Below are 14,579 nucleotides of genomic sequence, written 5' to 3' on the forward strand. Positions count from 1 at the left end.
GGTCATGCCGCCGCTCACATCCCGATCTGCCAGGTTTCGGCTCGTAGAAGGCCGGTTAATGGGACGCTCTGACCGGAGGACCACCGCCTAATCCGCATGGAGGTGACCCATGCGCGTCGGCCTTGTCTGTGCCCACGCCGCTGCGCCGACCTCCGGCGACGGAACCGTCGTCGGCACCTACCAGCACATCGCACGGGTGGCCGCTGAACTTGCCGGTCGAGGGCACGACGTGCGGGTCTACACCCGCCGGGACGATCCGGACCTGGCCGACAGCGACAGCGTGGACGGTTACCGCATCGAACGGGCCCCCATCGGACCGGTGACCCCGATTCCCACCGCCGAACTGGTGCCGTACGTGTCGGAGTTCGGCAGGTGGCTGGCCGACCGGTGGGCGGCCGACTGGGCCCCGGAGGTGGTGCACGGTCACTACTGGATCGGTGGGCTGGCCGCCGCGCACGCGGTCCGGGAGACCGACATCCCGGTGGTGCAGACCTTCCACTCGCTCGGCATGGAGCAACTGCGTCACCTGGGCCCGCAGTACGACGGCCCGGGCACCCGCATCCCCCTGGAGCGGGCGTTGACCCGGGCGGTGGACATCGCGGTGGCCCAGTGCAACGACGAGGTGGAGGAACTGACCCGGATGGGTCTGCAACGGATGTCCGTGGCGATGGTGCCGACCGGAGTGGACACCGGCCGGTTCCACCCCGACGGGGAGGCCGCCCCCCGCGACCAGCGTCCCCGGATCCTCTCGGTGGGCGGACTGGCCCCCGGTCACGGTCAGGAGGACCTGATCCGGGCCATGCGGCTGGTCGGGGAGGCGGAACTGGTGATCGCCGGTGGCCCGCCGGCCAGTCAGTTGGCCGGGCACGCCGAGGCCCGTCGGCTGCGTGAGATGGCCGAGCGGGTGGGGGTGGGGGACCAGGTGCACCTGGTGGGTGCGGTGCCGCACGAGCAGATGCCCACCTGGTACCGCTCGGCCGACGTGGTGGCCTGTACCCCGCACTACTCCTCCGCCGGCCGGGTGTCCCTGGAGGCGATGGCCTGCGGTGTCCCGGTGGTCGGGTACGCCATGGGGGGCATCGCCGACGCCGTGGTCGACGAGGTCACCGGCAAGCTGGTGCCGCCGGGGGACGTCCGCACCCTGGGCATGACCCTGCGCCGGCTGCTCACCGACAACGCGGGCCGGTTCGCGTACGGGCACGCCGCCGTGGACCGGGTCCGGTGCAGCTACACCTGGGAACGGACCGCCACCGCCCTGGAACGGCTCTACGAGCGGGTGATCGGGCGACGTAGACCGGTCGAGGCGGCCTGAGTCGACAGTGGACCCTCCGCCACCCTGGGCGACAGCCTGGGGGTCTGCCGGGGGGCCGGGGCGGGATCCCGTACGGCCCGCGCGGTCTCCTGGGCCACCGCGTGATGATGTTGCGGCTCGGCGTACCGGGTCAGCCCGATGACAGCCGCCAGGGTGACCAGGAAACCCAGACCGGCCAGCCATTCCCGGCCCGGCCAGATCTTGTCGTTGAGCAGCACCAGCCCGATGATCGCGGCGGGCACCGCACCGGCGGCGTCCATCGCGGCCACCGCGGCCGTGGTGGAGCCCCGCTGCATCGCCAGCCCCAGCAGCAGTTGGCCGACGATGGAGTGGCCGATCAGCAGGTAGAGCAGGGGGTCGGCGAGGAAGGCGCTCCAGGTAGAGGCGGAGGCGAGCGGCCGGGCGGCCACCGCGGCGGCGGAGAAGCCCAGGCCGGCCAGGGCACCCAGGGCCACCGAGCCGGGTACGCCCTGCAACCGGGCTGCGGGAACGCCCAGCACCGCGATCGCCCCCAGCGCCCCCAGCAGGGCGATCACCCCCGCCATGCCCAGGGGCTTGGAGGGGGCCGGCTGCGCGGAGAGCACCAGCGCGGTGATCCCGCCGACCAGCAGGAACAGCAGGACCACCTCGGCCACCGGCAGCCGCCACTTCAACAGGATCACCCCGAGTACGGCGGTGACCCCCAGCCCGGCGGCCACACTGGCCTGCACCAGGAACAGGGGCAGGTCCCGGCGGGCCAGGAAGGCCAGCACGAATCCGGCTACCTGACAGCCCAGACCGATCAGGTAGGTGCGGTGTCCGGCCAGGCGCCACAGCAGCCCGGGATCGAAGGTGTGCTGCACGGTGGTGCGAGCGGCGGCGACCGATTGCAACAGGTTGGCGATGCCGTACGCGACGATCATCGCCGCCAGAAAACACCAACTAGCGGTAGCCACCTGGCGAGGATAGAGGCATCCCGGCGTCAGCGCGCGGTCGGCCGACCCAGCCTCCGCAGGATGTTCGAGTGCAGCATGTTGTTGCTGGCCACGGCGCTGGTCTCGGTCCCGGCGGGGGCCGCAGCACCCTCCAGATCGGTCATGATCCCCCCGGCCTCGGTGACGATGGGCACCAATGCGGCCACGTCCCACAGCGACAACTCGGGCTCGATCATGACGTCGAGTGCACCCTCGGCCAACAGCATGTATCCGTAGAAGTCGCCGTAGGCCCGGCTGCGCCAGGTGTCCCGCATCAACTGGAGCACCGGCTCCAGTCGACCGGACTCTTCCCAACCACTCAGCGAGGAGTAGCAGAGGCTGGCGTCGGCCAGTTCGCGTACCTGGGAGACCCGGATGGGCTCGCCACTGTCGACGTCCGGGCCGGCGTACGCCCCGGCACCCTGCGCCGCCCACCAGCGGCGACCCAGCGCCGGTGCGGAGACCACCCCGACGACCGGGCGGCCGTCCTCCAGCAGCGCGATCAGGGTGGCCCAGATGGGTACCCCTCGAACGAAGTTCTTGGTGCCGTCGATCGGGTCCACCACCCACTGTCGGGCCCCGACGGCGGGGGTGACGCCGTACTCCTCGCCGAGCAGGCCGTCCTCGGGTCGCTGCTGCGCCAGCAGGGCGCGGATCTCGCGTTCCACCGCGGTGTCCGCGTCAGAGACCGGGGTCAGGTCCGGCTTGGACTCCACCCGCAGGTCCAGGGCGCGGAACCGGGCCATGGAGATGGCGTCGGCGGCGTCGGCGAGACGGTGGGCCAGAGCTAGGTCCTCGGCGTACCCGGTCATGGGTTGCACCGTAGCGAGGCTCCCGGTGGCCTGCTGGAGCGGGGCCGACCTGGGCTCATTCCGGGCGTCCACGCGGATCGTGCTCGACCTCGTCGCGGGGATTGGTGGCCCCGCGCGGGTCGGTCTCACCGGCCCGGGAGGCCAGCAACCGGTGGTACGAGGCCAGCCGGCGCGGGTCGGCCCGGCCCTCGGCCACCCAGGCGGCCAGGGCGCAGTCGGCCTCCTCGGCGGTGTGGGTGCAGTTCACCGGGCAGTCGACCGTGGCCTCCACCAGATCCGAGAAGCCGTGCAGCAGGCTCTCGGCGGACACATGGGCCAACCCGAAGCTGCGTACCCCCGGGGTGTCCACGATCCACCCCGGGTCCTCCGGTGCCCCGGGGACATGGGGTAGCCGCAGGGCCACCGCACTGGTCGAGGTGTGTCGGCCCCGGCCGATCGCGCTGACCGTGCCGACCGCCCGGGCCGCCTCCGGTACGAGGCGGTTCACCAGGGTCGACTTGCCGACCCCGGAGTGCCCGACCAGGACGGAGACCCGGCCGGCCAGCAGGCTGCGCAGCGCGTCAAGTGTGGAGTCCGGCCGGATCAGCACGTACGGCAGTTCCAGCTCGGTGTAGTAGTCGAGCACGGTCTCCGGGCCGGCCAGGTCGGCCTTGGTCAGGCAGAGCAGCGGCTCGATGTCGGCGTCGTACGCGGCCACCAGGCACCGGTCGATGAAGCCGGTACGCGGTGGCGGATCGGCCAACGCGCTGACGATCACGAGTTGGTCGGCGTTGGCCACCACCACCCGTTCCAGCCGCCCCTCCGCGGTGCTGGCGTCGTCCTCGGCGGTCCGGCGCAGCACCGACCGGCGTGGCTCGATCCGGACGATGCGGGCCAGCGCCCCCGGGGCCCCGGAGGTGTCGCCGACCAGGCCCACCCGGTCACCGACGACGACCGACTTGCGACCCAGTTCACGGGCCCGCATCGCGGTGACCGTGGGGGCCTCCGGGGCGGCTGTGGCCAGCACACAGGTGTACCGCCCCCGGTCCACCGCGATCACGAACCCGTTTAGCGCGTCCGTGTGCTGGGGTCGGGTGCGGGTACGCGGACGGGAGGACTTGCCGGGCCGGACCCGTACGTCGTCCTCGTCGTACTCGCGTCGCTTGGTCGCCAGGACCGCTCCTGTCTGTCCGCTCAGCTCTTGCCGGTCACCATCGCCGACCACAGGGCCGGGAACTCCGGCATGGTCTTGGAGGTGCACGCCACATCGTCCAGCACGATGCCGGGCACGGCCAGGCCGGCCACCGCGGCGGCGTGTGCCATCCGATGGTCATCGTAGGTGCGGAACACCCCACCCCGCAGCGGCCGGGGTCGGATCTCCAGCCCCTCGGCCGACTCGGTGATGTCCGCGCCCAGGGCGGCGAACTCCCGGGCCAGGGCGGCCAGCCGGTCGGTTTCGTGGCCCCGGATGTGGCCCACCCCGGTGAACACCGAGGGGGAGTCCGCCAGCATGGCCAGCCCGGTGAAGGCGGGGGTCAACTCGCTGACGTCGGACAGGTCGGCGTGCAGTCCGCGTACCGTCCCGGTGCCCCGCACGGTGAGTCCCTCCGTGGTCAGGGCCACCTCCGCACCCATCTGGGTCAACAGGGAGCGCAGCCGCTCGACCGGCTGGGCGCTGCTGCGTGGCCAGCCCTGGAGGGTCACCTCGCCGCCGGTGACCAGGGCGGCGGCGAAGAAGGGCACCGCCCCGGACAGGTCGGGCTCGATCTCCCAGCCCCGGCCGGTCAGCGGACCGGGCTCGACCACCCAGACGTCCGGGGTGCTGTCGTCGACGGCCGCTCCGGCGGCCCGCAGCATCCGTACGGTCATCCGCAGGTGGGGTGCCGAGGGCACGGGCGGGCCGACATGCCGGACCACCAGCCCACGGTCGAACCGGGGGGCGGCCAGCAGCAGCCCGGAGACCAGTTGGCTGGAGGCGGAGGCGTCGATCACGACCTCCCCGCCGGTGACCTGGCCGGTGCCCTGCACGGCCAGAGGCAGGCTGCCGGTCGGCGGGGTGTCCACCCGTACCCCCAGCGAGCGCAGCGCCTCGATGAGGGGCCCGAGCGGGCGGGTACGGGCGGCCGGGTCGCCGTCGAAGGTGACCCGCCCCACGGCCAGCCCGGCCACCGGGGGCACGAAACGCATGATCGTGCCGGCCAGCCCGACATCGACATGCGCCGGGCCGACCAGCCGGTGCGGCCGGACCAGCCAGCGCTCGTCGTCGGTGATCGACACATGGGCGCCCAGGGCCCGCAGCCCACCGGCCATCAACTCGGTGTCCCTGGCCCGCAGCGGCTTGGCCAGGGTCGAGGGGCCGGTGGCCAGCGCGCTGAGCACCAGGGCGCGGTTGGTCATGGATTTGGATCCGGGCAGCCGTAGCGAGGCCGTGACCGGATCGGTGGCGGTCGGGGCGGTCCACGGCTGTAGCGGCCGGGTCGCGGTCGGGTTCCCCACGGTTACATTCTGCCGTGTCTCGGGCGGGGGGTCCGTCGGCCGTCGCGGTCGCTCCCGGTGGACGGGACGTCGTAACCGCCGCCGACGCGCTAGCGTGTGCGGCATGTGCGGGAGGTACGCCACGACCCGGAGCTCCGGTGACCTGAGCGGAATCTTCGAGGCCGTCGACGAGACCGCAGGTGACCTGGTGGCCGACTACAACGTCGCGCCGACCGACCGGGTGCCCCTGGTCCGGCTAGACCCGCAGGGGCATCGGGCGCTCTCGGCGGGGCGCTGGGGGTTTCTGCCCGCCTGGTCCCGGTCGCCCGCCAACGCCGCCCGCATGATCAACGCCAGGGCCGAGACGGTGGCCACCAGCCGGGCGTACGCCCCGTCCTTCGCCCGCCGCCGGTGTCTGGTCCCGGCCGACGGTTGGTACGAGTGGGTCCGCCGGCCGGGTGGAGCCAAGCAGCCCTACTACATGACCTCGGTCCAGGAGCCCGTGCTGGCCTTCGCCGGCATCTGGTCGACCTGGGAGGCCCCGAGTGGTCCCCTGCTGACCTTCAGCGTGCTCACCACGGCCGCCCTGGGCGAGCTGGCCGAGGTGCACGACCGGATGCCCCTGTTGCTGCCGCCGCAGCGGTGGGCCACCTGGCTGGGCTCCTCCGAGGAGCCGACCAGCCTGCTGGCCCCACCGCCGCTGGACTGGCTCGCCGGCATCGAGATCCGACCGGTGGGGACGGCCGTGGGCAATGTGCGAAACGACGGCCCGGAGCTGATCGCCCGGGTGCCGTCGGCAAGGGTCGATGACTCCGCCGAGGTCAGGTTGTTCTGAGCGGAGCCCCCGCGCATTGTCGGGTGTGATTTGCCGCGATTACGGGTGAAAGGTCAGCCGATCGTTTAGGCAACTTTCCGGCGAACTCTTGTCTCGATGTCCACAAATGCGATACAACACAGCGCCGGTGATGGCTATCGCTCCCGTCCAGGTGAGTGGTATTCATCGATGTTGCTGGTCCCACGGGGGAGGTGGGTGGATGACCAGGGCGCGTATGCCCCGTCCACATGAGGTAGCCGCTGCGCGGCGTGATCCGCGACTGTTGCGGGCCCTGCGCGAGCGTCGACAGGATGAAGCCTGGCGCACCAGGGGCACCTGTCAGAGTGTTGATCCGGAAACGTTCTTCCCGGCGCCGAACGAGCCGGCGGACGCCGCGGTGGCCCTGTGCCGCTCCTGCGACGTGCAGGGCTCCTGCCTGGCCTGGGCCCTGGAGGTCGGCGACTGCCACGGGGTGTGGGGTGGCACCACCCCGCGGGAGCGGCGGGCGATGCTGGTGGCCTGGCGCGACGAGGTGCAGCCGGATCCCGATGTCGCCAGCGAGGCGGGGCCTCCCGTCCGCGATCGACTACTCACACTCGTCACCTCCCGCTGAGGTGACCGTGGCCGGCGGCGCAGGAGTCTGCTCCGCTTGACGGCGGCGGCCCGCAGAATGAGGCCGTGCCGCAGGAAGACATCATCCAGACACCACGAGGCCCGGCCCGGGTGGACATCGACATCCCCGAGAGGGCGCCCCGGGCGCTGCTGGCCCTGGGCCACGGTGCCGGCGGCGGGGTGGACGCCCCGGATCTGCTGGGGCTGCGCGAGGCCCTGGTGACCGCCGGGGTGATCGTCGCTCGGGTGACCCAGCCGTACCGGGTGGCCGGTCGGCGTGCGCCCGCACCGGCCGGGCACCTCGACGAGGCCTGGCGGGTGGTGCTGGCCGCGCTGCGGGACCGCTGGCCGGGGGTACCCCTGCTGGTGGGTGGCCGGTCCAGCGGAGCCCGGGTGGCCTGTCGTACGGCCGGTGAGGTCGGGGCCGTGGGGGTGGTGGCCCTCGCCTTCCCGCTGCATCCGCCCGGACGGCCGGAGCGCAGCCGGGCGGGGGAGTTGGCGACCGGCCTGCCCACCCTGGTGGTCAACGGCGACCGGGACCCCTTCGGGGTGCCCGAACCCGGTCCGGGGGTGCAGGTGGTGGTGCGGCCAGGGCAGCGGCACGACCTGCGGGTCGATCCCGCCGGAACGGCCGCGGTGGTGCTCGACTGGCTGCGCGGACAGGGCTGGGCCCAGGGCTGACCGGGCCCGGAGCCGATTCGGGTCGGCGGGGCGACGCCGGTCGGGAGGTCTGGCCCGCCGTTTCCGGCTGCCGCGCCGGGTCGTTGCACCCGATGGTGTCGCCTGGATCACGGGCGGTGCCGGGCTCCCAGGCCCTTCCTGGTCCCGGCCGTGGTGCCTGCAGCCACGGTCGGGACCAGGATCGGGAGGAGTCGAGGCGGAATGCCCGGACCTGCGACGGATGTTGCACCCCACGGACGAACACCGTGCGGAGGGGGTGAGTGGTGCCGATCCAGTGCCGGGACCGGGAGCGTGACGAGCGGGAGGCCAAGCAGCTCAGGCAGCTGTTGGCCGGTCCGCAGTGGCCCGCGGCGATGCCGCCGGCTGAGGTGGCGACGGGCACACCCGTCGGAACCCAAACTCCCGGTAGGTCTGGGCGCGTATTCTCGGCGGGGAAGCATCCGACCCGAGGGGATGTGCGGTTGACCACCGAGAAGACGGACGAGCGCAGGGCCCGGTTCGAACGGGACGCGATGCCATTCGTCGACCAGTTGTACGCGGCGGGCCTGCGGATGACCCGCAACCCGGCGGATGCCGAGGATCTGGTCCAGGAGACCTACCTGAAGGCGTACGCGGCTTTCCACCAGTTCGAGCAGGGCACGAACCTGAAGGCCTGGCTGTACCGGATCCTGACCAACACCTACATCAACACCTACCGCAAGCGGCAGCGGCAGCCGGTTCAGGCGCCGACCGACGAGATCACCGACTGGCAGCTGGCCGAGGCGGAGTCGCACACCTCCAGTGGTCTGCGGTCCGCGGAGACCGAGGCGCTGGACCGGTTGCCGGACACCGACGTCAAGGAGGCCCTCCAGCAGTTGCCGGAGGAGTTCCGGCTGGCGGTCTACCTCACCGATGTCGAGGGGTTCTCCTACAAGGAGGTCGCCGACATCATGGGCACCCCGATCGGTACCGTGATGTCACGGTTGCACCGCGGTCGTCGTAATCTGCGCAAGCTGCTTGAGGGCTACGCCGCGGAGCGCGGCTTCTCCGCCGCGCCGTCGGCCCGGAGTTCGGCCGCTGCCAGTGGCCGGGAGGTGTGACGTGAGCTGTGGAGATCCGCACGAGACGGATTGCCGTGAGGTGCTCGCCGAGGTCTACCTCTACCTCGATCTGGAGTGCGCGCAGGAACGCCGGGCGCTGATCCGGCACCACCTGGACGAGTGCGGCCCCTGCCTGCGGGAGTACGGCATCGAGCAGGAGGTCAAGGCGCTGGTGGCCCGTTGCTGCGGCAACGAGTCCGCGCCGGACGAACTGCGCGAGCGGCTGCGGATCCGACTGAGCGAGCTGGTCATCTTCGAGACCACGGAATCGCGCGAACTGGCCGACTGAAGTTTTCGCCCGACACGCCGACGCCGGTGGCCCGACCTGGGCCACCGGCGTTCGTGTGTCCGATCCGCGGTGCGGACCAGCTCAGGAGTTGGGGCGCTTGCCGTGGTTGGCGGCGCTCTTCTTACGGGCCTTCTTCTTACGGGCCTTCTTCGCCATGCTGACCTCCTAGTGATGGTCGGATCGCCTGCGTACGACTTCGGCGCCGATGCACGCACCGGTCCGCGCCGGCGTCCGGGTCCGACCCGTTGATGTTAGAGCCCGTCTCCGAGGGAGGTGGGCGGGGCTGCTGCGGCCCGGGGAAACCGGGCACATGATTGGATACGTCACAGGTAGCCGCGAGGAAGGGGCCCGAACATGGCCGAGGAGATCCGCGCCGAGATGGTGGCGAACGTCTGGAAGGTGGTCGCGTCTACCGGGGACACCGTCTCCGAGGGCGACACCCTGGTGATCCTGGAGTCGATGAAGATGGAGATTCCGGTGGTCGCCGAGTCCGACGGTGTGGTGCAGCAGCTCGCGGTGAACGAGGGCGACGTGGTGCAGGACGGTGACCTGATCGCGGTGATCGGTTGACCGGCACTTCGATCCGTACGGCCGAGCCGGCGGAGTTCCCGGCCGTGGCCCGGCTCACCGTGGCGGCGTACGAGGCGGACGGTCAGCTCAAGGGCGAGACCGGGTACGCCGAGGTGCTGGCCGATGTGGCCGGCCGGGCTGCCCACGGTGAGGTCCTGGTCGCCGTGGACCCGGCCACCGGTCAGCTGCTCGGCTCGGTCACCTTCGTCCTGCCCGGCAGCCCGTACGCCGAGGTGTCCGGCCCGGGGGAGGCCGAGTTCCGGATGCTGGCGGTGGACCCGGCGGCGCAGGGCCGCCGGGTGGGTGCCGCACTGGTCCAGGCCTGCGTCGACCGGGCCACCGGGCGGGGCTGCACCGCCCTGGCCATCTGCGTACGCGAGGGCTACGCCGAATCCGCCCAGCGGCTCTACCGCCGCCGGGGCTTCATCCGCACCCCCGAGCTGGACTGGTCCCCCCTGCCCGGGGTCCACCTGTTGGCCCTGCGCCTGTCCCTGACCCCACCCGCCTAGGCGGGCGGGGAGGGCAGGCGGGGGCGGAAGGGGCGCAGCAGCCGGGCCAGCAGCCCGCGCAGCGGGCCCCGACCGGGCTGGGCGGGGACGCCGGCCAACATGCGGGCCAGGGCGGCGCACTCCGGGTCGAGGTCCGGGGTGGCCAGCGCCAGATGGGCCAGGGAGACGGTCACCGGTAACGGAGCCCTCTGATCACCGGTCGCCGCCGCCAGCCGCTGGGTGACCAGTCGTGCCACATCCGGCCGGACCGAGGGGTCCACCCAGGCGGCCGTCATCAGCGCGAACAGGGCCGCCTCGGTGACCTCGGCCGCCTGCGCCAACTCGACCAGCACCTGGCGTCGGGTGGAGGTGGCCCAGGGTTCGTCGGTGCGGTGGTGCAGCAGACCCAGGCAGGTCCACACCTGCACGCACCGGACCCACAGCGCCGGGTCCTGACCCGAGAGCACCCGTCCCAGCGCGTTGTCCGGGGTCTGGGGAGGATGGGCCAGCAGGCCGAGCAGATCGGTCAGGTCGAGGGTGGCCAGGGCCACCGCGGTGTCGTACGCCGCGGGCGGGTGGGGCCAGGCCAGGTGGGCAACCTGGCGCAGCCGTCGGGCCGCCTCCGTCGAGGGGGGCGGGGTCGACTCGGGCCCGGTCAGGGGCAACGGCGCAGGGCGTACCGTCAGGCTGGTCGTCGGTGGGGTCAACTGCCCCAGCCAGGGACGGCCCCGACAGCACTCGGCCAGATCGGAGTGCTCGTGCGAGTCGTCCGGGTTGTCGCGGATGTAGTCGGCCAGCGCCACCAGGTGGCGTACGTCGCCGTCGCGCTGGAACCGCAGCCGGTGGGCGGTGTGCACCGCGCAGTCGAAGGAGGGGTTGCGCACCAGGGCCTGCTCGATCCAGCTCAGCGCCTCGTCCAGCCGTCCGTGGTCGGCCAGGGTGCCGGCGATGTCGGCGTACACCGCCAGGTCCTCCGGGTCGTGGTCGACCGCCCGTCGGAGCGCGGCCAGGCCCTCCCGGGTCCGGCCGGCGCTGCGCAGGGCGTACCCCAGCCACACCTCGCCCATCTTTGAGGGGGCGGCACGTACCCCCCGGCTGGCCCAGCGGACCGCCAGCGGCACCTCACCGGCCCGCCGGGCCAGCGCGGACGCCGTGCCCAGCAGCAGCGCGTGCTCGGGGTGGACGGTGATGGCGTTGCGGGCCAGGGTCAGGTACGGCGCCAGGGCGGCCCGGTCGGGTCGGGGCACCGGATCGGGGGCGGCGGCGCAGACCTGCATCAGCACCCGAGCCACCCGGTCCGGCCCCAGCTGTTCGACCAACTCGGGTGAGGTGACCCAGGGCACCCCCGCCCAGTCTGTGCGGGGGGCGTGCGCGGCGGCGGCGACCAGCAGGTCCAGACCCTCGGCCGGGCGGCCGGCCGCAGCCAACAGGTGTGCCCGGGCGACCACCGCCCCGACGAAGGTGTGATGGTGCAGCGGGAAGAGGTCCAGTCCGCCGGAACCGCTGGCCGCGGCCAGTCGGGCCAGGGTCTCGTGCACCTCCGGCAGGGTGGGTGCCCGGGCCAGGGCACCCGCGACATGGTCGGCGGCGTGCGTCAGGTCGCCGGCGGCCAGGGCTTCCCGGGCCAGAGCCAGTTCCTCCGTCGCCGGCAACGCCCGATCGTCGGTTCCCTCGGCCACGTCGTCCTCTCACTGGTCGGTACCGGTTGGCGGTGCGGCCGGGTCAGCGTAGGCGACGGCATCGACTTTTGGTGATCGACTGCGCAAACCTGCTCACTAAATTGCCTGTGAGCGTCCAAAGGTGCAAGACTGAACAGGAATCGCGCGGGGATCGCGCACGGGAGGAGTTTTCGTGACACGTCCAGGAAGCGGCATGGCGGCCGACATCGACGAGCAGCCGGCGGGTTACGAACGACTGCTGAGCGCCGAGTACGCCACCCCCATCGCCCGGGTCGCGGCAGCCATCGCCGAACGCCGCCCGCGGCACGTGGTCTTCACCGCCCGGGGCACCTCCGACCACGCCGCCCTGTACGGCGCCTACCTGGCCGAGATCCGGCTGGGCCTGCCGGCCGGTCTGGCCTCCCCGAGCGCGATCACCCTCTTCGGGGCCCGGCCGGACCTGTCCGACGCCCTGGTCGTCGGGGTCAGCCAGAGCGGGGGTTCCCCCGACCTGGCCGAGGTGCTGCGGGTGGCCCGCGAGGCCGGTGCCCTGACCCTGGCGGTCACCAACGCCCCGGACTCCCCGCTGGCCGGCATCGCCGACCTGGGGGTGGACATCGCGGCCGGGCACGAGCGGGCGGTGGCGGCCACCAAGACCTACACGGCCGAACTGCTCGCCCTGCTGATGCTGGTGGAGGGCATCCGGGCCGGTGACGGGGTGCTGCCCGAGGAGGAACGCCGCGCCCTGGCCGACCTGCCCGAGCTGGCCGCCCGTACCCTGGCCGACCCCACCGCCACCCAGTTGGCGCCGCGCTACCGGTTCGCCGGGCAGTTGGTCACCACCGGCCGGGGGTACGCCTACCCGACCGCCCGGGAGGCGGCCCTGAAGCTGATGGAGACCTCCTACCTGCCGGCCCTGGCCTTCTCCGGCGCCGACCTGCTGCACGGCCCCCTGGCCATGACCGACCCGGACGTGCCCGTGCTGGCCGTGGTCGGCTCCGGCCCCGGCGGTCGGGCGATGGGTGAGGTGCTGCCCCGGCTGGGGGAGCGGCGGGCCGACGTGGTCGTGGTCGGTTCCGCCGAGGTCGCCGGGGCCACCCGGGTGGCGGTACCGGAGGTCGACGAGCGGTACGCCCCCCTGCTGGACATCCTGCCCCTGCAACGGTTGGCCCTGGCCCTGGCCCTGGCCCGGGGTGAGGACCCGGACGCGCCACGGGGGTTGAAGAAGGTCACCGCGACGATGTGACCGCCCGCATGGCACGCTGGTCGGCGTGTCCACGCTGCGTGACCTCGCCGAAGAGCACACCCGTCTGCGCCCGGCCGACATCGACCACCTGCACCGCATCGCCGGTGACTGGCAACTGCTGTCCGACCTCTCCTTCGCCGACCTGCTGCTGTGGGTGCCGGTGGACGGGGAGGGCAGCTTCCTCTGCGTGGCCCAGGTCCGGCCGACGACCGCCCCCACCGCCTACCAGGACGACCAGGTGGGGCGGATCGTCGGCGGGCCGGAGGTGGCGCACCTGGAGGTCGCCTACGGGCAGGGGCGGATCTGGCGGGAGGGCGACCCGGTCTGGTACGGCGACGTGCCCGCCCGGCACGAGGCGATCCCGGTCCGGCTGCGGGCCGCCGACGGGGAATCCGGCGAGGTGATCGCCGTGGTGGGCCGGGACACCAACCTGTCCACCGCGCGTACCCCCAGCCAGTTGGAGCTGAACTACCTGACCACGGCGGACGACCTGGCTCAGATGATCGCCGACGGGACCTTCCCGCCGCCCCGGCACCCGGGGGAGACCACCTCGGCGCCCCGGGTCGGCGACGGCCTGGTCCGGCTGGACGCCGGTGGCAAGGTCACCTACGCCAGCCCGAACGCCCAGTCCGCGTACCGGCGGCTGGGCTACGCCTCCCACCTGGTGGGCGAGGATCTGGCGGCGCTGCACCGCCGACTGGCCAACGACCCCCTGGAGGGCACCGAGGCCGCCAACGGCATCCTCGCCGCCCTGCGGGGTGAGGCACCACCCCGGCGGGAGATCGACGCCCGGGGCGCGACCATGCTCACCCGGGCCCTGCCCCTGATGCCCGCCGGAGTGCCGATCGGCGCGCTGGTCCTGGTCCGCGACATCACCGAGGTACGCCGTCGCGACCGCGCCCTGATCACCAAGGACGCCACCATCCGGGAGATCCATCACCGGGTGAAGAACAACCTCCAGACCGTCGCGGCCCTGCTGCGCCTGCAGGCCCGCCGGGTGGCCATGCCGGAGGCGCGGGTGGCGCTGGAGGAGTCCGTACGCCGGGTGGCCTCGATCGCGCTGGTGCACGAGACCCTCTCCATGTCCAGCGACGAGGCGGTGGAGTTCGACGGGATCGTGGACCGGGTGGCCAGCGCGGCGACCGAGGTGGCCGCGACCGAGGTGACCGTCGGGATGCGCCGCGCGGGCAGTTTCGGGGTGCTGCCCGCGGAGATCGCCACCTCCTTGGTGATGGTCCTCAACGAACTGCTGCTCAACGCCGTCGAGCACGGCTTCCCGCCCGCCGAGGAGGCCGACGAGCGGCAGCCGCAGCCGCAGGAGCCGCAGGTGGCGGTCACCGTGCACCGGTCGCGCAAGACCCTGCATGTCACGGTCGCGGACAACGGTCGAGGACTACCGTCCGGGTTCGACTCCGAAGGCGGGGCCAAGCTGGGGCTTCAGATCGTCCGCGCGCTGGTCACCGGGGAACTGCGGGGCAGCATCGAGTTGCGCCCCGGCGCCGCAGGCGGCACCGAGGCCGTCCTCACCGTGCCCCTGGCCCGCGGCGGCGCGGAGCGTCCGGGAGGCTGACCCGCCGGAACAACGTCCGGTTCTGATCGGGATGGGGTGGA

The 14,579-nt window shown here is 72.7% G+C and carries 16 protein-coding genes; 10 read left to right on the forward strand and 6 right to left on the reverse strand.

Annotated features, from left to right (window positions below; all coding sequences use genetic code 11):
• Nucleotides 1-109: 109 nt before the first annotated feature.
• Nucleotides 110-1,312 (forward strand): glycosyltransferase, encoded by a 1,203-nt coding sequence (locus OIE53_RS26815; RefSeq protein WP_327024213.1) that lies wholly within the window; start codon nt 110-112, stop codon nt 1,310-1,312.
• On the opposite strand, the gene OIE53_RS26820 is transcribed toward OIE53_RS26815, so the two are convergent.
• From OIE53_RS26820 to aroA, 4 genes are read right to left on the reverse strand one after another with little or no spacing between them, the layout of a single operon-like run.
• Nucleotides 1,267-2,214: a hypothetical protein gene (locus OIE53_RS26820; RefSeq protein WP_327027438.1), complete on the reverse strand. Its 948-nt coding sequence runs from the start codon at nt 2,212-2,214 to the stop codon at nt 1,267-1,269. The two genes, OIE53_RS26815 and OIE53_RS26820, sit on opposite strands and share 46 nt — an antisense overlap.
• Nucleotides 2,215-2,273: 59 nt before the next feature.
• Nucleotides 2,274-3,077 carry a histidinol-phosphatase gene (gene hisN / locus OIE53_RS26825; RefSeq protein WP_327024214.1) on the reverse strand — a complete coding sequence of 268 codons (804 nt, stop codon included), beginning with the start codon at nt 3,075-3,077 and terminating at the stop codon, nt 2,274-2,276.
• Between the two features lie 55 nt (nt 3,078-3,132).
• Entirely contained in the window at nt 3,133-4,281 is a 1,149-nt protein-coding gene (gene rsgA / locus OIE53_RS26830; RefSeq protein ID WP_327024215.1) for a ribosome small subunit-dependent GTPase A, read from the reverse strand.
• Nucleotides 4,251-5,552, reverse strand: a complete 1,302-nt coding sequence (gene aroA, locus OIE53_RS26835) for a 3-phosphoshikimate 1-carboxyvinyltransferase (RefSeq protein WP_327024216.1) — start codon at nt 5,550-5,552, stop codon at nt 4,251-4,253. The genes rsgA and aroA overlap by 31 nt, the downstream gene beginning before the upstream one ends.
• A gap of 103 nt (nt 5,553-5,655) precedes the next feature.
• On the opposite strand from aroA, the gene OIE53_RS26840 reads away from it, so the two are divergent.
• The 5 genes from OIE53_RS26840 (at nt 5,656) to rsrA (ending at nt 9,006) form a co-directional block, all read left to right on the forward strand.
• On the forward strand, nt 5,656-6,366 hold the full coding sequence (locus OIE53_RS26840) for an SOS response-associated peptidase (RefSeq protein WP_327024217.1): 711 nt from the start codon (nt 5,656-5,658) through the stop codon (nt 6,364-6,366).
• 199 nt (nt 6,367-6,565) lie between these two features.
• Complete coding sequence (locus OIE53_RS26845) at nt 6,566-6,958, forward strand: WhiB family transcriptional regulator (protein WP_327024218.1); 393 nt, start codon at nt 6,566-6,568, stop codon at nt 6,956-6,958.
• A 65-nt stretch (nt 6,959-7,023) separates the two neighbouring features.
• Nucleotides 7,024-7,638, forward strand: a complete 615-nt coding sequence (locus OIE53_RS26850) for an alpha/beta hydrolase family protein (RefSeq protein WP_327024219.1) — start codon at nt 7,024-7,026, stop codon at nt 7,636-7,638.
• 263 nt (nt 7,639-7,901) lie between these two features.
• Nucleotides 7,902-8,717 (forward strand): sigma-70 family RNA polymerase sigma factor, encoded by an 816-nt coding sequence (locus OIE53_RS26855; RefSeq protein WP_327027439.1) that lies wholly within the window; start codon nt 7,902-7,904, stop codon nt 8,715-8,717.
• 1 nt (nt 8,718) lies between these two features.
• The gene (gene rsrA / locus OIE53_RS26860; RefSeq protein WP_327024220.1) at nt 8,719-9,006 is read left to right on the forward strand and encodes a mycothiol system anti-sigma-R factor; all 288 of its coding nucleotides are present in this window, start codon (nt 8,719-8,721) and stop codon (nt 9,004-9,006) included.
• Nucleotides 9,007-9,087: 81 nt separating this feature from the next.
• Here rsrA and OIE53_RS28550 read toward each other — a convergent pair whose 3' ends face one another.
• Complete coding sequence (locus OIE53_RS28550; RefSeq protein ID WP_370461611.1) at nt 9,088-9,162, reverse strand: 50S ribosomal protein bL37; 75 nt, start codon at nt 9,160-9,162, stop codon at nt 9,088-9,090.
• Between the two features lie 198 nt (nt 9,163-9,360).
• On the opposite strand from OIE53_RS28550, the gene OIE53_RS26865 reads away from it, so the two are divergent.
• Both OIE53_RS26865 and OIE53_RS26870 read left to right on the forward strand, forming a co-directional pair.
• Nucleotides 9,361-9,576 (forward strand): biotin/lipoyl-binding carrier protein, encoded by a 216-nt coding sequence (locus OIE53_RS26865; protein ID WP_091447276.1) that lies wholly within the window; start codon nt 9,361-9,363, stop codon nt 9,574-9,576.
• Nucleotides 9,573-10,085, forward strand: a complete 513-nt coding sequence (locus OIE53_RS26870) for a GNAT family N-acetyltransferase (RefSeq protein ID WP_327024221.1) — start codon at nt 9,573-9,575, stop codon at nt 10,083-10,085. Before OIE53_RS26865 ends, OIE53_RS26870 begins: the two co-directional genes overlap by 4 nt.
• Here OIE53_RS26870 and OIE53_RS26875 read toward each other — a convergent pair.
• Nucleotides 10,082-11,743, reverse strand: coding sequence for a tetratricopeptide repeat protein (locus OIE53_RS26875; protein ID WP_327024222.1), 1,662 nt, complete (start codon nt 11,741-11,743; stop codon nt 10,082-10,084). The genes OIE53_RS26870 and OIE53_RS26875 overlap by 4 nt on opposite strands.
• Nucleotides 11,744-11,936: 193 nt before the next feature.
• Here OIE53_RS26875 and OIE53_RS26880 point away from each other — a divergent pair, with 193 nt between their 5' ends.
• Both OIE53_RS26880 and OIE53_RS26885 read left to right on the forward strand, forming a co-directional pair.
• The gene (locus tag OIE53_RS26880; RefSeq protein WP_327027440.1) at nt 11,937-12,968 is read left to right on the forward strand and encodes an SIS domain-containing protein; all 1,032 of its coding nucleotides are present in this window, start codon (nt 11,937-11,939) and stop codon (nt 12,966-12,968) included.
• Nucleotides 12,969-12,993: 25 nt separating this feature from the next.
• The gene (locus OIE53_RS26885) at nt 12,994-14,538 is read left to right on the forward strand and encodes a histidine kinase N-terminal domain-containing protein (protein ID WP_327024223.1); all 1,545 of its coding nucleotides are present in this window, start codon (nt 12,994-12,996) and stop codon (nt 14,536-14,538) included.
• Nucleotides 14,539-14,579 lie beyond the last annotated feature (41 nt).

It is taken from the genome of Micromonospora sp. NBC_01739 (genome assembly GCF_035920385.1).
Taxonomy (GTDB): domain Bacteria; phylum Actinomycetota; class Actinomycetes; order Mycobacteriales; family Micromonosporaceae; genus Micromonospora.

Excerpts from the sequence above, each read along its gene's own strand:
- OIE53_RS26815 (WP_327024213.1), top strand. The coding sequence starts at position 110 with ATGCGCGTCGGCCTTGTCTGTGCCCACGCCGCTGCGCCGACCTCCGGC.
- OIE53_RS26820 (WP_327027438.1), bottom strand. The coding sequence starts at position 2,214 with ATGATCGTCGCGTACGGCATCGCCAACCTGTTGCAATCGGTCGCCGCC.
- hisN (WP_327024214.1), bottom strand. The coding sequence starts at position 3,077 with ATGACCGGGTACGCCGAGGACCTAGCTCTGGCCCACCGTCTCGCCGAC.
- OIE53_RS26840 (WP_327024217.1), top strand. The coding sequence starts at position 5,656 with ATGTGCGGGAGGTACGCCACGACCCGGAGCTCCGGTGACCTGAGCGGA.
- OIE53_RS26845 (WP_327024218.1), top strand. The coding sequence starts at position 6,566 with ATGACCAGGGCGCGTATGCCCCGTCCACATGAGGTAGCCGCTGCGCGG.
- OIE53_RS26865 (WP_091447276.1), top strand. The coding sequence starts at position 9,361 with ATGGCCGAGGAGATCCGCGCCGAGATGGTGGCGAACGTCTGGAAGGTG.
- OIE53_RS26880 (WP_327027440.1), top strand. The coding sequence starts at position 11,937 with ATGGCGGCCGACATCGACGAGCAGCCGGCGGGTTACGAACGACTGCTG.